Source organism: Methanobrevibacter sp. (genome assembly GCF_017432245.1).
Classification (GTDB): domain Archaea; phylum Methanobacteriota; class Methanobacteria; order Methanobacteriales; family Methanobacteriaceae; genus Methanobrevibacter.
In genome coordinates this window covers 24,734-41,414 of record NZ_JAFRJO010000058.1, presented here as the reverse complement: position 1 = coordinate 41,414, position 16,681 = coordinate 24,734, and the positions used below count along the sequence as shown (strand labels likewise).

The following is a 16,681-nucleotide window of genomic DNA, read 5'->3' as shown; positions in this document are numbered from 1 at the left end:
TTTTTAATTATAATCTTACTTTTTTTACAATTATTATCATTTCATTTTATAATTTAATTAAATTGAATTGATTTTATTATTGGGATTGTTAATCATGATTCATAATATCAGATATCGTGTCTTTATTTACGAAAATGAGGATAAAGATGAAGTTTTAGAAGCTCTTTTGAATATATTGCCTACTGCAGAACCTGAAGTGGAAGAGGCAGAAGGTCTTTTGGAAGAGAAAATGCTTATTTTGACTGGAACCGTTTCCAAAAAAAGGGAAACAAAAGAATTCCTAAACACTCTTGTGGAATCCATTGGAGAAGACCAATTGATTAAATTATATAATGATTTGGATAGGAAAATGGATGAAAAGGGTAATCTGTTCTTAAGGTTATCTAAAGAAAAGGCTTTGGAAGAAGAGTGGGAGATTCTCGATGGTGGAGACAGCATCCATCTAAAGATCAAAATAGCTGCTTATCCTGCTAAAAAAGAGGTTGCAATTAAGAAAATCTCTGAAATATTCCCTGAGAATATCAAGAATGATTAGAAACTATTTTAAACAGTAAAAATAAATTATAAAATATATTCTTTTTTATGAGTTATTTTAAAGAGAATTAATCAATATTGTTTAAATAAATTATTTTTATATAAATTATTTTTAAAAAGCGATTAAGGTAATCAAATGAAATTTTATGACTTGAATTTAAGAGGACAGAATTACGAAAATGACTTGGCTTTAGTCAAGGAAGCCAATAAGTTCGGTTGGGATTATCTTAATTTGAATTATTCTCATGACAATTTTGAAAAAGCTCTAGAATATAAGGATGATTTGATTGATGAATTGTCAAATATAGACTTCAATCAGACCTATAGGAATAAAAAAACTAATTTTGAGCATGCTGAGCTTTCTATGGGAATAAATATTCTCAATGCTGATTCCAATGAAATTAGAAAAATCATCAATAGATATCGCAATAAATCCAATTACATCAGTTGCTTAGGTGGAGACTTAAAGATCAATCGCAGTGTATGTGAAAACCGCAGAATTGATGTTTTGTCAAGACCTTACTATAAGAGAAAGGATTCTGGAATGAATCACGTCTTGGCAAAGGAAGCTCAAAGGAATAATGTAGCTATTGAATTATGCTTTAGGGATATTTTAAACAATCGCCTTAAATATAGGGCTCGTGTAATAAGCAGTTTTAAGGAAATAATGATGTTTCATCGCAAATTCAAGTTTCCTTTGATTCTAACAACAGATTCCAAATCAATTTATCATGTCCGCTCTACAAGAGACATTGCAGCTTTCTTCAAATCCATTGGGTTTAGTGATGAAGAAATCTATAATGGATTTTACTATTACCCTAAAAAGATTGTTGATTTCAATAAGGAAAGACATGACATGATTGTAAATGGTGTAAAACTTATTGATACCGATGATTTCACAGACACTTATGATAATATGGATAGTGATTTGGAAGAATTTAATGAATCTGAAGACTTTCAAGATGATTTAATTGATGATGATTTTATGGATGATGATTTTGAATTGATTGATGATATTGATGAGGTTTTGTTAGATGATGATTTTGAATTGATTGATGATATTCAAATTAAGGAGGATGAATATGAAGCTTAAGGTATTGCCTCCTACACTTAGGAAGAATCATCATTATTTGATTCTTGATATAAAGTCAGAAGTGGAAATTTCTATAGAGGATATGCTTTCATATAGCTGGGATGCTTGTATTAGATACTGGGGAGAGAACCATTCAAGCAACTTTGATTTATGGGTTATGAGACACTACCTTATTGAAGAAAGCACTCAAAATAATGAAGCTATTTTCAATTATAAGACAGTCTTAAGATGTGGGAGATCTTATGAAGATGATGTAAGGGTTGCACTGTCTACTTTAACAAGGCAAAATAAAAAAAGAATTGCCATCAACACAATTGGAGTTTCAGGAACAATCAAATCTGGAATTTCTAAATTTATTGAAGATTAGTTTTCTTAAATTAATTTTATTTTTTATATTTTTTAAAAAAGATTTCATACCCTTTTATTTTATATATTTTTTAAAAAATGGGTTTTAACTTTTTTTATTATTTTTAATTATTCTTAAAAGAGTTTTAAATATTTTAGAAAATTTTTGTAAAATCTAATTAATTTATAAAAAAATAGCAATGAATCCATCAATGATGGATTCGAAATTTAAATATTTATTCTTGGATTATTTTTTTAATCAGCTATTTTAGGGAAAGGAAGTCTAGCATTTGGCTAAGTCCCCATCTGAACATCAATACTCCATCACCATTTCCATTCAATGCAGCTTGCGCATCTGTTTTAAGTGCATTATAAGAAAGTTTGGTAACATCAGCATCTGATTTATATGATTGTAATCCCACCCAAACTTTTGCTCCTTTAGAGTTTGTTTTATACCATTTTGTAGTAGTGGTAATCCAAGTGCTATTCTTATGATAATTGCCTTTATAAATCATTGGCATGACTATATCCATATATTTACTTATCACTGAGTAGTCTTGACCATAATAATAAGCGCTACTGGTTTTTTCTGGCATAATGGATGCAGAAAGAATGGTTTTTGGATGTGAAGCATGAAGTGCATTGCATGCTCTTTTCACAAAGGTGCTTATTGCATTGGTTGATCCTTTAGTTTTGTAAGCGTTTCCAGGATATCTTAAATAATCAAAGTGAATGCCTGAAACACCTTTTACACTTGCATAATGTTTTGCCTTGGCAATTATTTTATCAAATTCTGCATAATTTGGAGCGCCATTCTTCACTGGGTTTATCCAAGTTGAACCATAATGGAATGTTTGCATCCAGATATGGACTCTTATGCCTAATTTGTTTGCATTGCCAATCCAGTTCTCTACTGTGGATTCGCCATGCAATGTTAATGCTTGGAAATTTAGGAATATGTCAGTGGTTCCTTTATTTGCAAGGAGATTAAGATCTACTTTTTTCATGTTTGATCCGAATAACCAATATCCAAATCCATTGAAATCCCTTTTCTCAACAGAGATTTTTTGCTTATTTGAACTTGGGGCATAGTAATTGTCACCGGCAAATGAAAAGTGTACAGTGGTATTGCCTGGGCGTACATTTGCAGTGAATTTAGCAATTCCATTAGCATTTGTTGTAGCTTGATAATTTACATTGTTAACTGTCAATTTTAGAACTTTATTTGCTAATCTGTTATTGTTCAAATCAGTTAATTGGACATAATAATACTGAGGGCCTTGGTAGAATGAATCGGAACTTCTCCAAGTAATATTTGTTCCAGTTCTTTCCCTAACGGTAATGTTTGTTTTTCCGCTTGCAGCATTTACTTCAGAGTCCCCATTAAATTTATAAGACATTTCATAATTGCCTATTCTCATTCCAATTGTAAGATAAGCGATACCTGAATTATCTGTTACTCGAGTGTAATTCATATTTTTCACGCTTATTATGATTTTCCTATCTGGTATTGCAAACCCGCTTGCAGTTAATTTTACTTTAAATTTTGTCTTTGCACCATATCCGAATACTTTAGTGCCCACTGCATTTAATTTAGAACTTTTATTAGGCAAGATGATTACTTTACTCTTAGCGCTTGATGCCTTGTAGTATTTGTTTCCTGCGAAGTAATATTTTACAGTGTAAGTGCCCTTTTTTAATTTAGGGAGAGTTAAGATTGCAACACCTTTGGAATTAGTCTTTTTCTTGTATGATTTACCATTGACAACAAATTTAACTACTTTTCCACGGCCAGGCGCATAATTAAATTGATTATGCAAAGTAACTCTAATCACTTTTTTATCACCAATAAGGAATATGTAATTCTTTGCTAAAAGTTTAGTTTTAGCTGTTTTCACAACTTTGACATAATTGACTTTACTTAAGCCATCAATATTATAGGAAACTATTTTGTAGGTTCCTTTCTTAAGATTTATTAAGGATAAGCTTGCTACACCATTGCCGTTTGTTTTCACTTTGTAAGTTTTGCCATTGATCTTAAATTTAATATGTGTGTAAATAAAGGGTTTTCCATTATTAGTTAGGAAAGTAGCTTTGAATCTTCTGGCATCTTTTACAACTTTAGAAATATCGCTTGATTTGATGGTGCTTAAAATTTTTACAGTTGATGTCATTTTAGTGCCGCTTGTAAGATCCTTAACTAATATTTTATAAGTTCCTACATTTGCATTAATTGACAGTGAGACATATCCGTTTTTATCAGTTGTTCTATTGTAAACCTTATTATTGAATGTAATTGAAACAAGTCTATTTGGAATAGCATTTCCATTCTCATCCACCAATCTGGCAGAGTACTTAGCAGTTCCCTTATAATATTTAGTAAGGTCTTTAGCTGTAATGCTTACTGTTTCCTCCTCAGGTTCTGTTGTATCATCGCTTGTTTCATCATTGCTTGTTCCATCATCATTTGTTTCATCATTAGAGGAATCATTGGAATCCCCTTCATTTAAAATTGTATCTTCACCGATATTCCCAATTTCATTATTGTTTATATCACTTTCAATAGCAGTATCTAAACTTTCTCCATCATTTAGATTAATATTGTCACCTTCACTTGCTGAAACACTTGAAATTGAAAGGATTAAAGCAAATATCAATAATGTGATTAAAATATTTTTCTTACTAAAAATAGTTTTTCCAATGCGCATAAATAGTCCTCAATCCTGGCTTTTATTCATTTTCCTTATTTTTAATCATATGTTATTTTTTTGAATAAAAGCTTAATATTTTTATAAATATAGTTTTATTTTTTATTTTTTATTTTATTTAATGTTTTTCTATTTTTTTTATTTGGGCTTATTTTATCTTTTTAGGCAAAATTTCGCCTTTTTTAATAATATTCCAGTTCTTTGAATTAAGATAATATGGATCATGTTCATAAAAAATCATAAATAAATCATTACATTTATAAGTAACTTTATAATAATATATTATTGACAGAAATATCAATAAAATACATATTACCAAATAACAGAATGTTTGGTTTATTTTTTAAGATTAATTTGAATTTGTTTAAATGCAATTGTTTAATGAAAATTACAGTTAAAATTTTATATTTTCTTTTTAAATAACTGTGATTTTGAAATAAGATGAAATAAGATAGAATAAGTAAATATTAAATAATTCAGTATTTGATTTAAATTTCATTTAAATCTTTTAATTATTATTTAATAGATTATAAACATCATTGCTTAGCTTAGATAAATTGGATTGATTTTAAATAAAATATGTAATTTATTAAGTAATTTGTTTGTGAAATTTAAAATTTTAGAAAAAATAGGTGATATTAAATGCAACCTTTACAACAACAAAATGCTGGATACGACAGAGCAATTACTGTATTCAGTCCAGATGGAAGACTTTTCCAAGTAGAATATGCAAGAGAAGCTGTAAAAAGAGGAACCACCTCTTTAGGTCTTAAATCCAAAGAAGGTGTAGTTCTCATTGTAGATAAAAGAACTGTAAGCAGATTAGTTGAAGCAAAATCTATTGAAAAAATATTCCAAATCGACAATCATATCGGTGCTGCTACCTCTGGTCTTGTAGCTGATGCAAGAGCATTGATTGAAAGAGCACGTATTGAGTCTCAAATTAACAGAATAACTTATAATGAACCAATTCTCGTTGGAGGTTTAGCTAAAAAAATCTGTGACATGAAACAAATGTACACTCAAAATGGTGGTGTAAGGCCTTTCGGTTCAGCACTCATCATTGGTGGAGTGAATGGTGATGACGTTAAATTATTCGAAACAGACCCAAGTGGAGCTTTAATTGAATACAAAGCAACTGCTATTGGATCTGGTGTACAAGCAGCTATGGACGTCTTTGAAGAAAGATATGATGATGACATTAGCTTAGAAGATGCAATCAGCTTAGGTTTAGATGCACTTTATGAAGCTACTGAAGGCAGAACTACCGCTCAAAGCGTTGAAATAGCTGTCATTGAAGTAGATACTCAAAGCTACAGAAAACTTTCTGATGATGAAGTATCTGAGTATGTCGAAGCTCTTCTTGAGAGAAATGCTGAAGAAGAGGAAGAAGAATCTGAGGAAGAGGCTGAAGAAGTAGTTGAAAAAGAAGCAGATGAAACTGCAGAGGCTGAAGCTTCCGAAGAGACTTCTGAAGATGTAGTCGATGAAAATGTTACTGAAGAAAGCGATGGTGAAAAAGATTCTGAAGAGTAAGGCTTTAAGGGAAACTGCAAAGTTTGGCGTAAAGCTAGTTCTTTCAGAAAAAGTCTTAAGCAAACATAAACATTTAAGGATGATCGTTAAGTATATCTAATAAAACTTACTGGTTTGAAAAAGCCCTAAGTTTTCTAAAATTATTTAACTATCTCTTAAATTTTTATATTTTAATTTTTGAGTTCATTTTGAACTCATTTTCATTTTTACATTTTTATTAATGTATTTAAATTTTCATACATTTTTTATTTTTTAAATGTATTAAAAGATATCAAATTAATTGGTTTTTGGTGAGTAAGCATGGTAAATGTAGATGATGCTATTATTGCAAGATTAGAATCTTTTGGAGAAAAATTTGAAATTTTAGTTGATCCTGATTTAGCTGCAGACTTTAGAAATCCAGATAATGAAAAAGAAATTGAAATTGAAGACATATTGGCTGTTGAAGAAATATTCAAGGATTCCAAAAAAGGAGATAAGGCTTCTGAAGAAGCTATGGAAAAGGTATTTGGAACAACTGATGTTTTGGAAGTGGCTAGCCAAATTCTTAAAAAAGGGCATGTTCAATTAACTGCTGAGCAGAGAAGACAAATGCAAGAGGACAAGAGAAAACAGGTTATTGCCAAAATAGCTAGAGAAGGTATTAACCCTCAAAACGGTCTTCCCCACCCTGCAATGAGAATTGAAAATGCAATGAATGAGGCAAAAGTTAAAGTCGATGCATTTAAATCTGTTGATGAACAGGTTCAAATAGCTTTAAAAGCAATTAAAGTTTTAATCCCAATTAAATTTGAAAAAGTTAAAATGGCTGTTAGATTGCCAAGCACAGCGGCAGGTCAAGCCTATTCTGCAATTCGCCCATTTGGAAAAATTGTAAATGAAGAATGGCAACAAGATGGTTCTTGGATTGGAATTGTGGAAATGCCTGGTGGTCTTCAAGATGATTTTAATCATAAAATGGCTTCTATCTCAGGAGGAGAAGCTGAAACTAAATTAATAAATTAACTATATGTTTCAATCTATGGCAATAAATGGCTATGGATTTTAATTTGATTAGAGAATAAGAGACTAATTGAATTAACTTATAGGTGTTTTAATTTAGGTGTGTAGTTGAATTTAATATACTCTTATGGGAAGTATATGTATGATATATGTGAATGAAAAAGATTTAGTTGTTCCTGGAGAATTATTAGCAGAGGATGATTATTATCCAGGAAGAGGAACCTTTGAAGATGATGGAAAAATATGTTCCAAACTCTTAGGTTTAGTTTCTTTAAGAAATAAGAAAATTAGTGTAATTCCTTTGAAAAGCAAATATCTTCCTAAAAAAGGAGATGTGGTTATTGGTAAAATCGATGATGTCAGATTTTCAATGTGGGGAGTAGACATTAACTCACCATACTCTGGTATCTTGCCTGCATCTGAAGTATTCGGAAGAGAGAAAAAGGAATTAAGTAGAGTATTTGATATCGGGGATGTTCTTTTCTTAAGAATCGTTGATGTTGATGAAGTTAAAAAGGTTAAATTAGGTTTAAAAGGCCGTGGAATGGGCAAATTCAAAGGTGGAGTTATCGTAGATATCGCTCCAACCAAAGTACCTCGTTTAATTGGTAAGAAAGGTTCCATGATCAACATGATCAAGGATAAAACCGGCTGTAAGATTGTAGTCGGTCAAAATGGTCTTGTTTGGGTAAAAGGTAATGAAGACATGGAACAAATCGTTAAAAACATTATCAAGTTAATCGAAAAAGAAGCTCATACATCTGGTTTAACTGATAGAATTAAAAACAAGCTTTGTTTACTTATTGACGGCGAATTGCCTCCAGAAGAGGAAGAAGTTGAAGAAGTAGAGGAAGAGATTGAAGAGGATGCATTCGAAGATGGCTTGAAAAAACCTGAACTTCAAGATTTCAGAGATGAGGTCGAAAAGGAATTAGCTGAAGAAGGATTCATTGACGAAGACTCAGAAGAAGACTTAGATGATGATTCTGAAGATGATGAATTTGAAGAGGACTTAGAAGACTTCAATGATGAAACTGAAGATTACGAGGATATTGATGAAGAAGACTTAGATGATGAGGATTCTGAAGAGGAAGATAAAGATGATGATTTAGAGACTTCAGATGATGACATCGAAGACTTTGAAGACGATATCTCTGATGAGGAATTGGAAGATGTAATCTCTGATGCTATTTCTGAAGACGGAGATGAAATTGTTGAAGAATCTGAAGACGAAGAAGATTCTGAAGATGATTCTGAAGTTGAAGAAGATTCTGAAGATGATGAAGATTTAGATGATTCTGAAGAGGAATCTGTTGAAGAATCTGAAGATGAAGAAAACATTGAAGAAGATTCCGAAGAAAGTCCAGAAGAGGAAGATGAAGAAGCTGTTGAAGAATCTGAAGATGAAGAAAATGAAGACGAAAATGAAGAGACTTCAGAAGATGATTCAAAGGATGAAAAATCCAAAAAGCCTAATTTCATGGACACTTATGAATACATCAATGAGCAAAAAAAGAACAATAAATCTTCTTTTGATTTAAGTCGTGCAGATAATTCTAAATCTCCTACTTTAAACATTTCACAAGGAAGAGGTATTTAAGCTGTTGAATTTAAAATTTAATAATTATTGTTTGTATTAAATGATTAATGATTAATGTGATGCAAGAAGAGGTGTTTTTTATTATCTCAAATGACAAAGAATTAAGAGCTGATGGAAGAGCTTATGATGAGCTCCGTCCAATTAAAATTGAAGCTGGAGTCTTGAAAAGAGCAGATGGTTCTGCTTACTTGGAAGTTGGTGGAAATAAAATTTTAGCATCTGTTTATGGTCCTAGAGAATCCTATATCAGACGTTTATTAAAACCTAATACTGGTGTAATTAGAGTAAGATACAATATGGCTCCATTTTCAGTAGATGACCGTAAAAGACCTGGTCCAGATAGAAGATCAACTGAAATTTCCAAAATAGCTGCTGATGCACTCAGACCTGCTTTAATGTTGGAATCTTTCCCAAGATCTATGGTTGATGTATCAATTGAAGTTATTGAAGCAGAAGGTGGAACCCGTTGTGCAGGAATTACCGCAGCTGCTGTTGCTTTAGCTGATGCAGGAATTCCAATGAAGGATATTGTAGTGGGCTGTGCTGCAGGTAAAGTGAATGACCAAATTGTATTGGACTTATCTGAAAAAGAGGATAAGGAAGGACAAGCTGACGTTCCTATCGCAATCATGCCAAGAACCGGTGAAATTACTTTACTCCAAGCAGACGGTAACTTAACTGAAGAAGAATTTGAAGAAGCTTTGGATTTAGCTATGGAAGGATGTATGAAAATTAGCGAACTCCAACATGAAGCTTTAAAAAACAGGTATAGTTCTGAATAGGTTGTGAAAATATGGATATTGTACCAGAAATTACTAGAAGAAGTATTACAAGACTTATAAATGATGGTAAAAGAGCTGATGGAAGAGCTTTTGATGAAAGAAGAGATATTTTCATTGAACCTAATGTGATTGAAAAGGCAGAAGGTTCTGCAAGAGTTAAATTAGGTGACACCCAAGTTATTGTAGGTGTGAAACCAACTATTGGTGAACCATTTGGTGACACTCCTAATTTAGGTGTATTAATGACTAATTGTGAACTATTGCCAATGGCTGCTCCTGGATTTGAACCAGGTCCACCTAGCCCTGAATCCATTGAGCTTGCTCGTGTAGTAGACCGTGGAATTCGTGAAAGTGAATTAGTGGACTTGGAAAAGCTTTGTATTGAAGAAGGCAAAAAAGTATGGATGCTTTTCATTGACTTACACGTTATTGATTACGATGGAAACTTATTTGATGCATCTAATCTTGCTGTAATGGCAGCTTTAATGAACACTAAATTGCCTGTTGCTGAATACATTGATGATGAAGTTGTATTGTCTGAAGATGAAACCATGGATTTACCTATCAGAGACAAATTGGCTTTATCCACCTTTGTAAAAATCGGTGATGGCTTGATTTTAGATCCTTCTTTAGAAGAGGAAGAAATCTTGGAAGCTAGAATAACCATTGGTGTTACTGATGAAGGAAACCATGTCTGTTCTATGCAAAAAGGTGGAGAAGCACCTTTAACCAGGGATGAAATCCTTGATGCTGTACATATGGCATTTACCACTAAAGACGATTTATTAAGTAATTTAGACTAGTTTGGAACTAATCCTTACTAGTTTTAATATTTTTTATTTTTCTATTAATTTTTTATTTCTTATAATTTATTTTCAATTTTATTTTTATTTTTAAAAATCCTTTGAATATAAATAATTATTGTAAAAAATGGTTTAATTTAATGTTAAATTGTAAATTTAAAGATTTATTTAAATCTAAAATAAAAAACAGCTATTTTTCTCAAATTAAAATATCTAAAAACCATTAACTTTATATACTTTCAAATACTATATTATATTATTAGTTAAGTTTATAGCCTAATTGCTGTAATGGCTTTATACTTTTAACGAATTCTCTTTATTTTAATTATTATTTTAGTTTTATAATTAGTAAAGCAGATTTTTTTATTTAATCTTACAATTTAAGACAAGAGTATGTCTTATCACTATCATATTTATTGTTTATCATGTGAAGGATTAAATAATATTTCAGATTAAGCTTTGTAGGTGTTGAAGCTTAATAACTTATTTAATTAATTCAATTTTACTGGAGATATTTTAAATGGCAAGAACAAAAAAAGTAGGTATTACTGGCAGATTTGGTGCTAGATACGGAAGAAAAGCAAAAAGACAAGTTAAAAAGATCGAAGAAAACATGAAAAAGAAACATGTTTGCCCTAAATGTGACAGACCTTACGTAAAAAGAGTAAGCGCTGGAATTTGGGAATGTAAAAAATGTGGTACTGTCTTTACCGGTGGAGCATACGTACCTGAAACTCCAATGGCAAAAGCTGCTACCCGTAACATTAAAAGAGTAGTTGGAGGAAACTAATTGTACAGATGTCCTGAATGTGGAACTGAAGTGGACCATAAAGGTTACATGGAAAATAAATGTCCTAAATGTAGATATAGGATTTTATTTAAAAAAGTTCCAGAAGTTAGAAAACCTGTAAAAGCAAGATAGTTATTAATATTTTTTATTAGTAATTAATTCTTTAATTATCTTTAATAACTATTTGGCTTATGGCAGTCGCAATCACTGCTTTCATTCCTATTTTTATTAGCTATTTAGTTATTTTAGCTGCTAATTTTAATATTAATATATTAAAATTAGTTTTTTATACTTTTCACTAATTTTATGCATTTTCAATTCTAATTCTTATTTAAATTATATAAAAAGAGGATTATCATGCTTATTTCTACATCAAGAAAACCATCTCAGAAAACAAGAACTTTCTGCAAGAATTTTTCCCATGCCTTTGGTTTTGACTATACCAATAGGGGAAAAAGCAGCTTAAGGGATTTGCTTATTAAAGCAAAGCAATTAGGTCATGACAGTCTTGTTTTAGTGTATCAGATTAAGGGAAATCCAAGCAAATTGACTTTTTATGACCTTGAGGCAAATGAGAAATTGGCTTTGCTTGTTTCTGTAAACACTACAAATGAGCGTCTTCACATCAGTCCTAAGGATTTGAAAATCAGATCCACTGTAAGGGAACTGGATGTTTTGGCTGAAGTCTTAGGGATTGAAGTTACTACCGAGCCTCAAGACTCAAATTACATTAGGATATCCTATGCTGATTATGATGATGACAAGAACTTTGCAATTCTCTATTTTGTAAATAAGAAAGGAGAACAAATAGATTTCCAAATAAACGTTAAAAAGATAGTTGAAAATTAGATAGAAATTTTTAGGAGAGATTCATATTAGTGAAAGTGATATATTAAAGTCAATCAATAGTGACATTGTCATTGATTTTGACACAGAAAAGCAAGCTAAAATAGTTTACGATTCAATATTGCTTGAATTTGAGACTTCTCCTGATTACAGATCTTCCATGGATTTGAAATTGGATAAGAATTCTATCATAATCACAATAGATGCAGAAGATGCAACATCATTTAGAGCATCCATCAATTCAGCTATCAAATGGATTAAATTATCTGTTGAGATAAATGAATTGACTGAAACTTAATTATCAATCAATAGTTTTAAATATTTAACTAATGATATATTATACTATAATGATTTATTAGCTAATTATATTGAATAATTAAAAATTAAACTAATATTATTATAAAAAAAAGATTAAAGGTGAAAATATGGAAATTCCACAAAATATACAACATCAATTAAACCAATTCCAACAATTACAACAACAAGCTCAAGCTGTAACCATTCAAAAACAAAACGTTGACATTCAATTAAGAGAAACTGAAACCGCTCTTGCAGAACTTAAAAAGACTCCAGAAGGAGCTGAAGTATTCAAATCTGCAGGAAACTTACTCATTAAAGTTGAACGTAATGAAACATTAGAAGAGCTTGAAGACAAAGTTGAAACTCTTAAATTAAGACAACAAACCATGACCCGTCAAGAAGAAAGAGTCATGAAAAAACTTGAAGAAATGCAAGCAACCATCCAACAAGCTATGGGTGGAATTCAAGGATAAATAGATTAAATTTATTTTTTTCTATTTTCTTTTTTTATTTTTCATTTTTTTAATTCGTATTGTATAAAATAATTTTTTTGTTTTATTCAATCCATTAAATTTTAATTTTTTATTAATAATTTTTTTAAGGTGTTATCATGGTATCAAAACTTAAAGAATTATCTGAAGATGATCTTGAAGACATTTCAAATTTTTTATCTGAAACTATTGTGAAGAAAATCTCATCTTCAGTAAAGTCCCAAAAGGAAATTTTGGATATGGATGTAAGCATTGAAATTGATTATCCTAATGAAAAAGGGGAACTTGATGTATGGGCGTCAATAGAAATTGATACAGATGAGTTGTCCGATTTATCTAATGAAAGAATCGATGAAGTAATCGATGAGTCTTACTTAGAACTTGATGAATACATTAACGAACATTACAGATAATGAATTGAATTTGATTTCATTAAAATAGGTGAGAAAATGAGTAAGGTTATTGCAGTTTTTTTCAGTCCATCTGAAACTACAAAAAAAGTAGTTAGTCAAATAGCTAACAATTTTGATGAGGAAAGTGTTGTTTGTGACTTGTTGTATTTCAATGATGAAAAGAATTTTGAATCAGATGATATTGTTGTAGTTGGTATGCCTGTATTTGCAGGAAGAATTCCAAAAACCGCAAGGGATAGGTTATCAAAATTGACAGGTGACAATACTAAAGCTATTGCTGTTGTAAATTATGGAAATGCCCATGTAAGTGATGCATTGATTGAACTTGTTGACTTGTTGAAGGAAAACAATTTTGATGTAATCGCAGCAGCATCCACTATAAGCCATCATTCCATCTTTGATGGTGTTGCAGTTGGAAGGCCTGATGAGGCAGACATTGAAAAGATCAATGAGTTTGCACAAAAATGCATTGAAAAAATTGAAGCAGGCGGTTCTTTAGAATCAGAAATTCCAGGAAACAGGCCTTATGTCGACTATAAGCAGCTTCCATTTGTCGTAAGCTGTGATGAAGCAAAATGTGTATTTTGTCTTGAATGTGTGGGTGTTTGTCCTGAGAAAGCTATTCCAGATGATGATCCTGCAGATGTAGACCTTGACTTATGTTCAAGATGCACATCATGCATTAACATTTGCCCAGAAAATGCAAGAGCTTTCACTGGAGATGCATTTGAAGCAACAAAACCTAAATTTGAAAGTGCAAATGCAGAAAGAAAAGAGCTTGAATTCTATTATTAGATAAATGACTTTTCTAATTTTATTTTTTTTATTTATATTTTTACACTTTTTTTATTTCTTTTTATTCTTTTTCATATTTTATATTTTTATTTTAATTATTTTTATTTTAGTTATTTTTTAGTTATTTTTATTTCAGTTATTTTTTAGTTATTTTTATTTCAGTTATTTTTCAGTTATTTTTTTATTGATCTTTTGAAAATTTTTTAATATTTTATTTCTATTTCATAAAAATTATGATAGAATTATAAAAATTTCTTCACAATAGTATGATTTAATTTAAAATTATTAAATGAATACTTAATCAAATGAATAATTTTATTTATAAAAAATGATATAAATAATATTACAAAATGGATTAAGGTGCATTTAAATGAATAAAAAACTATTTGCTCTATTGATTGTAGCGATTTTAGCTATTGTGAGTATAGGGGCGGCCAATGCTTTTGATCTTGGAACTCTCCTGAATGGTGGAAATGTTGTAACTGTTGATGGAATAGATTTTAATCTCCCTGATGGTTTTGAGGAAATTGTAAGAAACAGCACAACAAAATATAACAAAACTGTTGATAATATAGCTTATTTCTCAGAAATAAAAAATTATAAAAATGGAAATGATACACTTACATTCAGTGTTTCTAAAAACCCTAGCCATAAGGCAACTGATGATACTGCTCGTCGTTATGGCGGTAATAGTGAAACCATTAATGGAGTTGCAGGTTATCTGGAGTATCATCCGGAAAATGTAACTAGATTTGTAAGTGGCAATTACATTTATACCATTACTACTTATCCATATTACACTTTTGCATATGCAAAAGATGATAAGTTGGTCGTTGTTTCTGCATCTGAAAAAGAATTTATATCTGAATCAGTGAGAGCTTAATATTTATTTTAGATTTAAAAATGTAGGTTTAAATTGCTTAAACCTATCATTATATTTTTTTGGCTGATTTTATTGGTTCTTTATTTAAAATAAATTTCATATTCTAATCTTTTTTTTAAAATTCCCTTTTTTTAAATTAATTTTTTAAAATTTCCTATTAATAATTAATTCGGCATTCCTTTTTAGAAAATTGAATTTCTAAAAATTTAAATATTACATTTTCTTAATTATTATATAATTCTAAAATTTAAACTAGAAAAATTAATTAAAAACATTATTGATTTTGATGATAATTATGATGGAAACTGATGTATTGGTAATTGGTGCAGGTCCTGCTGGCTCTGCTGCAGCTAAACATGCTGCTTTAGGGGGAGCAAGTGTAATATTGATAGATAAAAAATCAGAAATAGGAACTCCTAAAAGGTGTGCTGAAGGAATTTATGATCATGGTCTAAAATGGTTGGAGATTGAACCAGATCCTCAATGGGCTGTTCAGAGAATCAATGGAGGAACCCTAATTGCACCTGATAGAACAAGATTGACTCTTGATGAGACAATTTTGCCTGAAAAAGGTTATATCATTGAACGAAAAGTCTTTGATAAGTATATGGCTATGGATGCTGCAAGAGCTGGTGCAAAAATAATGGTAAAGACATTGGCAAAATCTATCATGAAAGATGAAGATTCTGAAGGTTCATTTTATGTAATCGATTGTGAACATATGGGTGAAATCATTGAAATAAAGGCTCGCATAGTAATTGCTGCAGATGGTCCTGAATCTAGAATAGCCAGGGCATTTGGAATAAACTCAATAACAAGTCCAAAGCATATGATGTCTGGAGTTCAATATGAAATGGCAGGTGTTGATTGTGAGAGAATGGATCTGATTGAACTTCATTTAGGGGCTTTTGCAAGTGGAGGCTATGCTTGGGTATTTCCAAAGGGAGATGATATCGCAAATGTTGGAATTGCAATATCTTCAGCAAGCAAAAAGCCAGCTATCGAATACTTAAATGAATTCATTGAATCATATCCTCCATTAAAGAATGCCAAAGCCGTTGAACTTAATGTAGGTGGAGATCCAATAGGAGGATTGATTGGACAAATATATAGCGATAACCTATTGGTTTGCGGTGATGCAGCAGGTCAGGTAGATCCAATCACTGGTGGAGGAATAATCTTGGGAATGCTAGGAGGAAAGACTGCAGGTCAGGTGGCTGCAAGAGCCATTAGAGACAAGGATTATTCTGCTGAAAGGCTTAAGGAATATGATGTTCTATATGATGAGTATACTCAAGGTGCTATTCCTAAATTGGCTATTGCCCGTGATGTATATCTTTCTTTAAGTGATGATGATTTGAATAATATTATTCATGCATTTGTAGGGCTTGATTACAAGAATATGACTCCAAGTGATATTTTAAAAGTATTTCTAAAAATATCTCCACGTCTTGCTTTAAAGTTTACAAAGTTATTTAAGATTCTATTTTAATCAATAATCTATTTTTTATTTTTCTCTTTTTTCATATTTTTTTTAAAAAATAATATTTTCTTAATAATTTTTAAAAAACATACAATTTTTTTAAATTTTATTCAAATCAATTAAAATTTATTATTTTTCAAGTAAACTTTATATACTATAAAGTATAAAATATGTTTAAGGGTTCATTCTCTTTATTTTTAATCTTAGCTAGTATTTTTAAACACAATATGAATAAGAAAAGAGATGAATTCTCTTTTCTTTTCTCCCCATTTTATTT

At 30.6% G+C, this 16,681-nt stretch carries 17 protein-coding genes and 1 pseudogene; 17 read left to right on the top strand and 1 reads right to left on the bottom strand.

Going from position 1 to position 16,681, the window contains the following annotated elements; all coding sequences use genetic code 11:
• Positions 1 to 94: 94 nt before the first annotated feature.
• The 3 genes from IJI80_RS05100 to IJI80_RS05090 all read left to right on the top strand — a co-directional run bounded on the left by IJI80_RS05100 (position 95) and on the right by IJI80_RS05090 (position 1,994).
• On the top strand, positions 95 to 535 hold the full coding sequence (locus IJI80_RS05100) for an RNA-binding protein (RefSeq protein WP_292788192.1): 441 nt from the start codon (positions 95 to 97) through the stop codon (positions 533 to 535).
• Between the two features lie 135 nt (positions 536 to 670).
• Positions 671 to 1,627, top strand: coding sequence for a ribonuclease P protein component 3 (gene rnp3 / locus IJI80_RS05095; RefSeq protein ID WP_292788190.1), 957 nt, complete (start codon positions 671 to 673; stop codon positions 1,625 to 1,627).
• Complete coding sequence (locus IJI80_RS05090) at positions 1,617 to 1,994, top strand: Rpp14/Pop5 family protein (protein WP_292788188.1); 378 nt, start codon at positions 1,617 to 1,619, stop codon at positions 1,992 to 1,994. Before rnp3 ends, IJI80_RS05090 begins: the two co-directional genes overlap by 11 nt.
• Positions 1,995 to 2,235: 241 nt before the next feature.
• Here the strand turns inward: IJI80_RS05090 and IJI80_RS05085 are convergent, their stop codons facing one another.
• Complete coding sequence (locus IJI80_RS05085; protein ID WP_292788186.1) at positions 2,236 to 4,680, bottom strand: putative glycoside hydrolase; 2,445 nt, start codon at positions 4,678 to 4,680, stop codon at positions 2,236 to 2,238.
• A 642-nt stretch (positions 4,681 to 5,322) separates the two neighbouring features.
• Between IJI80_RS05085 and psmA the strand changes: the two genes are divergently transcribed.
• From psmA to IJI80_RS05015, 14 genes and pseudogenes are all read left to right on the top strand, one after another.
• On the top strand, positions 5,323 to 6,216 hold the full coding sequence (gene psmA, locus IJI80_RS05080) for an archaeal proteasome endopeptidase complex subunit alpha (RefSeq protein WP_292788184.1): 894 nt from the start codon (positions 5,323 to 5,325) through the stop codon (positions 6,214 to 6,216).
• A gap of 300 nt (positions 6,217 to 6,516) precedes the next feature.
• Positions 6,517 to 7,221, top strand: a complete 705-nt coding sequence (locus IJI80_RS05075) for a ribosome assembly factor SBDS (protein ID WP_292788182.1) — start codon at positions 6,517 to 6,519, stop codon at positions 7,219 to 7,221.
• A gap of 139 nt (positions 7,222 to 7,360) precedes the next feature.
• Positions 7,361 to 8,149 (top strand): annotated as a pseudogene (rrp4, locus tag IJI80_RS05070) (exosome complex RNA-binding protein Rrp4); the annotation flags it as partial.
• Positions 8,150 to 8,889: 740 nt separating this feature from the next.
• A complete protein-coding gene (rrp41, locus tag IJI80_RS05065) occupies positions 8,890 to 9,600 on the top strand; it encodes an exosome complex exonuclease Rrp41 (RefSeq protein ID WP_292788180.1) in 711 nt (236 codons plus the stop codon).
• 11 nt (positions 9,601 to 9,611) lie between these two features.
• On the top strand, positions 9,612 to 10,403 hold the full coding sequence (rrp42, locus tag IJI80_RS05060; RefSeq protein WP_292788179.1) for an exosome complex protein Rrp42: 792 nt from the start codon (positions 9,612 to 9,614) through the stop codon (positions 10,401 to 10,403).
• A gap of 520 nt (positions 10,404 to 10,923) precedes the next feature.
• The gene (rpl37A, locus tag IJI80_RS05055) at positions 10,924 to 11,193 is read left to right on the top strand and encodes a 50S ribosomal protein L37Ae (protein ID WP_292788178.1); all 270 of its coding nucleotides are present in this window, start codon (positions 10,924 to 10,926) and stop codon (positions 11,191 to 11,193) included.
• Positions 11,194 to 11,325, top strand: coding sequence for a DNA-directed RNA polymerase subunit P (locus IJI80_RS05050; RefSeq protein ID WP_292788177.1), 132 nt, complete (start codon positions 11,194 to 11,196; stop codon positions 11,323 to 11,325). It begins immediately after the preceding gene.
• Between the two features lie 225 nt (positions 11,326 to 11,550).
• Complete coding sequence (locus IJI80_RS05045; protein WP_292788176.1) at positions 11,551 to 12,042, top strand: ribonucleotide-diphosphate reductase subunit beta; 492 nt, start codon at positions 11,551 to 11,553, stop codon at positions 12,040 to 12,042.
• A gap of 19 nt (positions 12,043 to 12,061) precedes the next feature.
• Positions 12,062 to 12,337, top strand: a complete 276-nt coding sequence (locus IJI80_RS05040) for a KEOPS complex subunit Pcc1 (RefSeq protein ID WP_365953864.1) — start codon at positions 12,062 to 12,064, stop codon at positions 12,335 to 12,337.
• A 127-nt stretch (positions 12,338 to 12,464) separates the two neighbouring features.
• Positions 12,465 to 12,812: a prefoldin subunit beta gene (locus tag IJI80_RS05035; protein ID WP_292788174.1), complete on the top strand. Its 348-nt coding sequence runs from the start codon at positions 12,465 to 12,467 to the stop codon at positions 12,810 to 12,812.
• 137 nt (positions 12,813 to 12,949) lie between these two features.
• Positions 12,950 to 13,243, top strand: coding sequence for a DUF3194 domain-containing protein (locus IJI80_RS05030; protein WP_292788173.1), 294 nt, complete (start codon positions 12,950 to 12,952; stop codon positions 13,241 to 13,243).
• A gap of 36 nt (positions 13,244 to 13,279) precedes the next feature.
• Complete coding sequence (locus tag IJI80_RS05025) at positions 13,280 to 14,038, top strand: 4Fe-4S binding protein (protein ID WP_292788172.1); 759 nt, start codon at positions 13,280 to 13,282, stop codon at positions 14,036 to 14,038.
• A 370-nt stretch (positions 14,039 to 14,408) separates the two neighbouring features.
• Positions 14,409 to 14,921, top strand: a complete 513-nt coding sequence (locus IJI80_RS05020) for a hypothetical protein (protein WP_292788170.1) — start codon at positions 14,409 to 14,411, stop codon at positions 14,919 to 14,921.
• Positions 14,922 to 15,216: 295 nt separating this feature from the next.
• Positions 15,217 to 16,413 (top strand): NAD(P)/FAD-dependent oxidoreductase, encoded by a 1,197-nt coding sequence (locus IJI80_RS05015; protein ID WP_292788168.1) that lies wholly within the window; start codon positions 15,217 to 15,219, stop codon positions 16,411 to 16,413.
• Positions 16,414 to 16,681 lie beyond the last annotated feature (268 nt).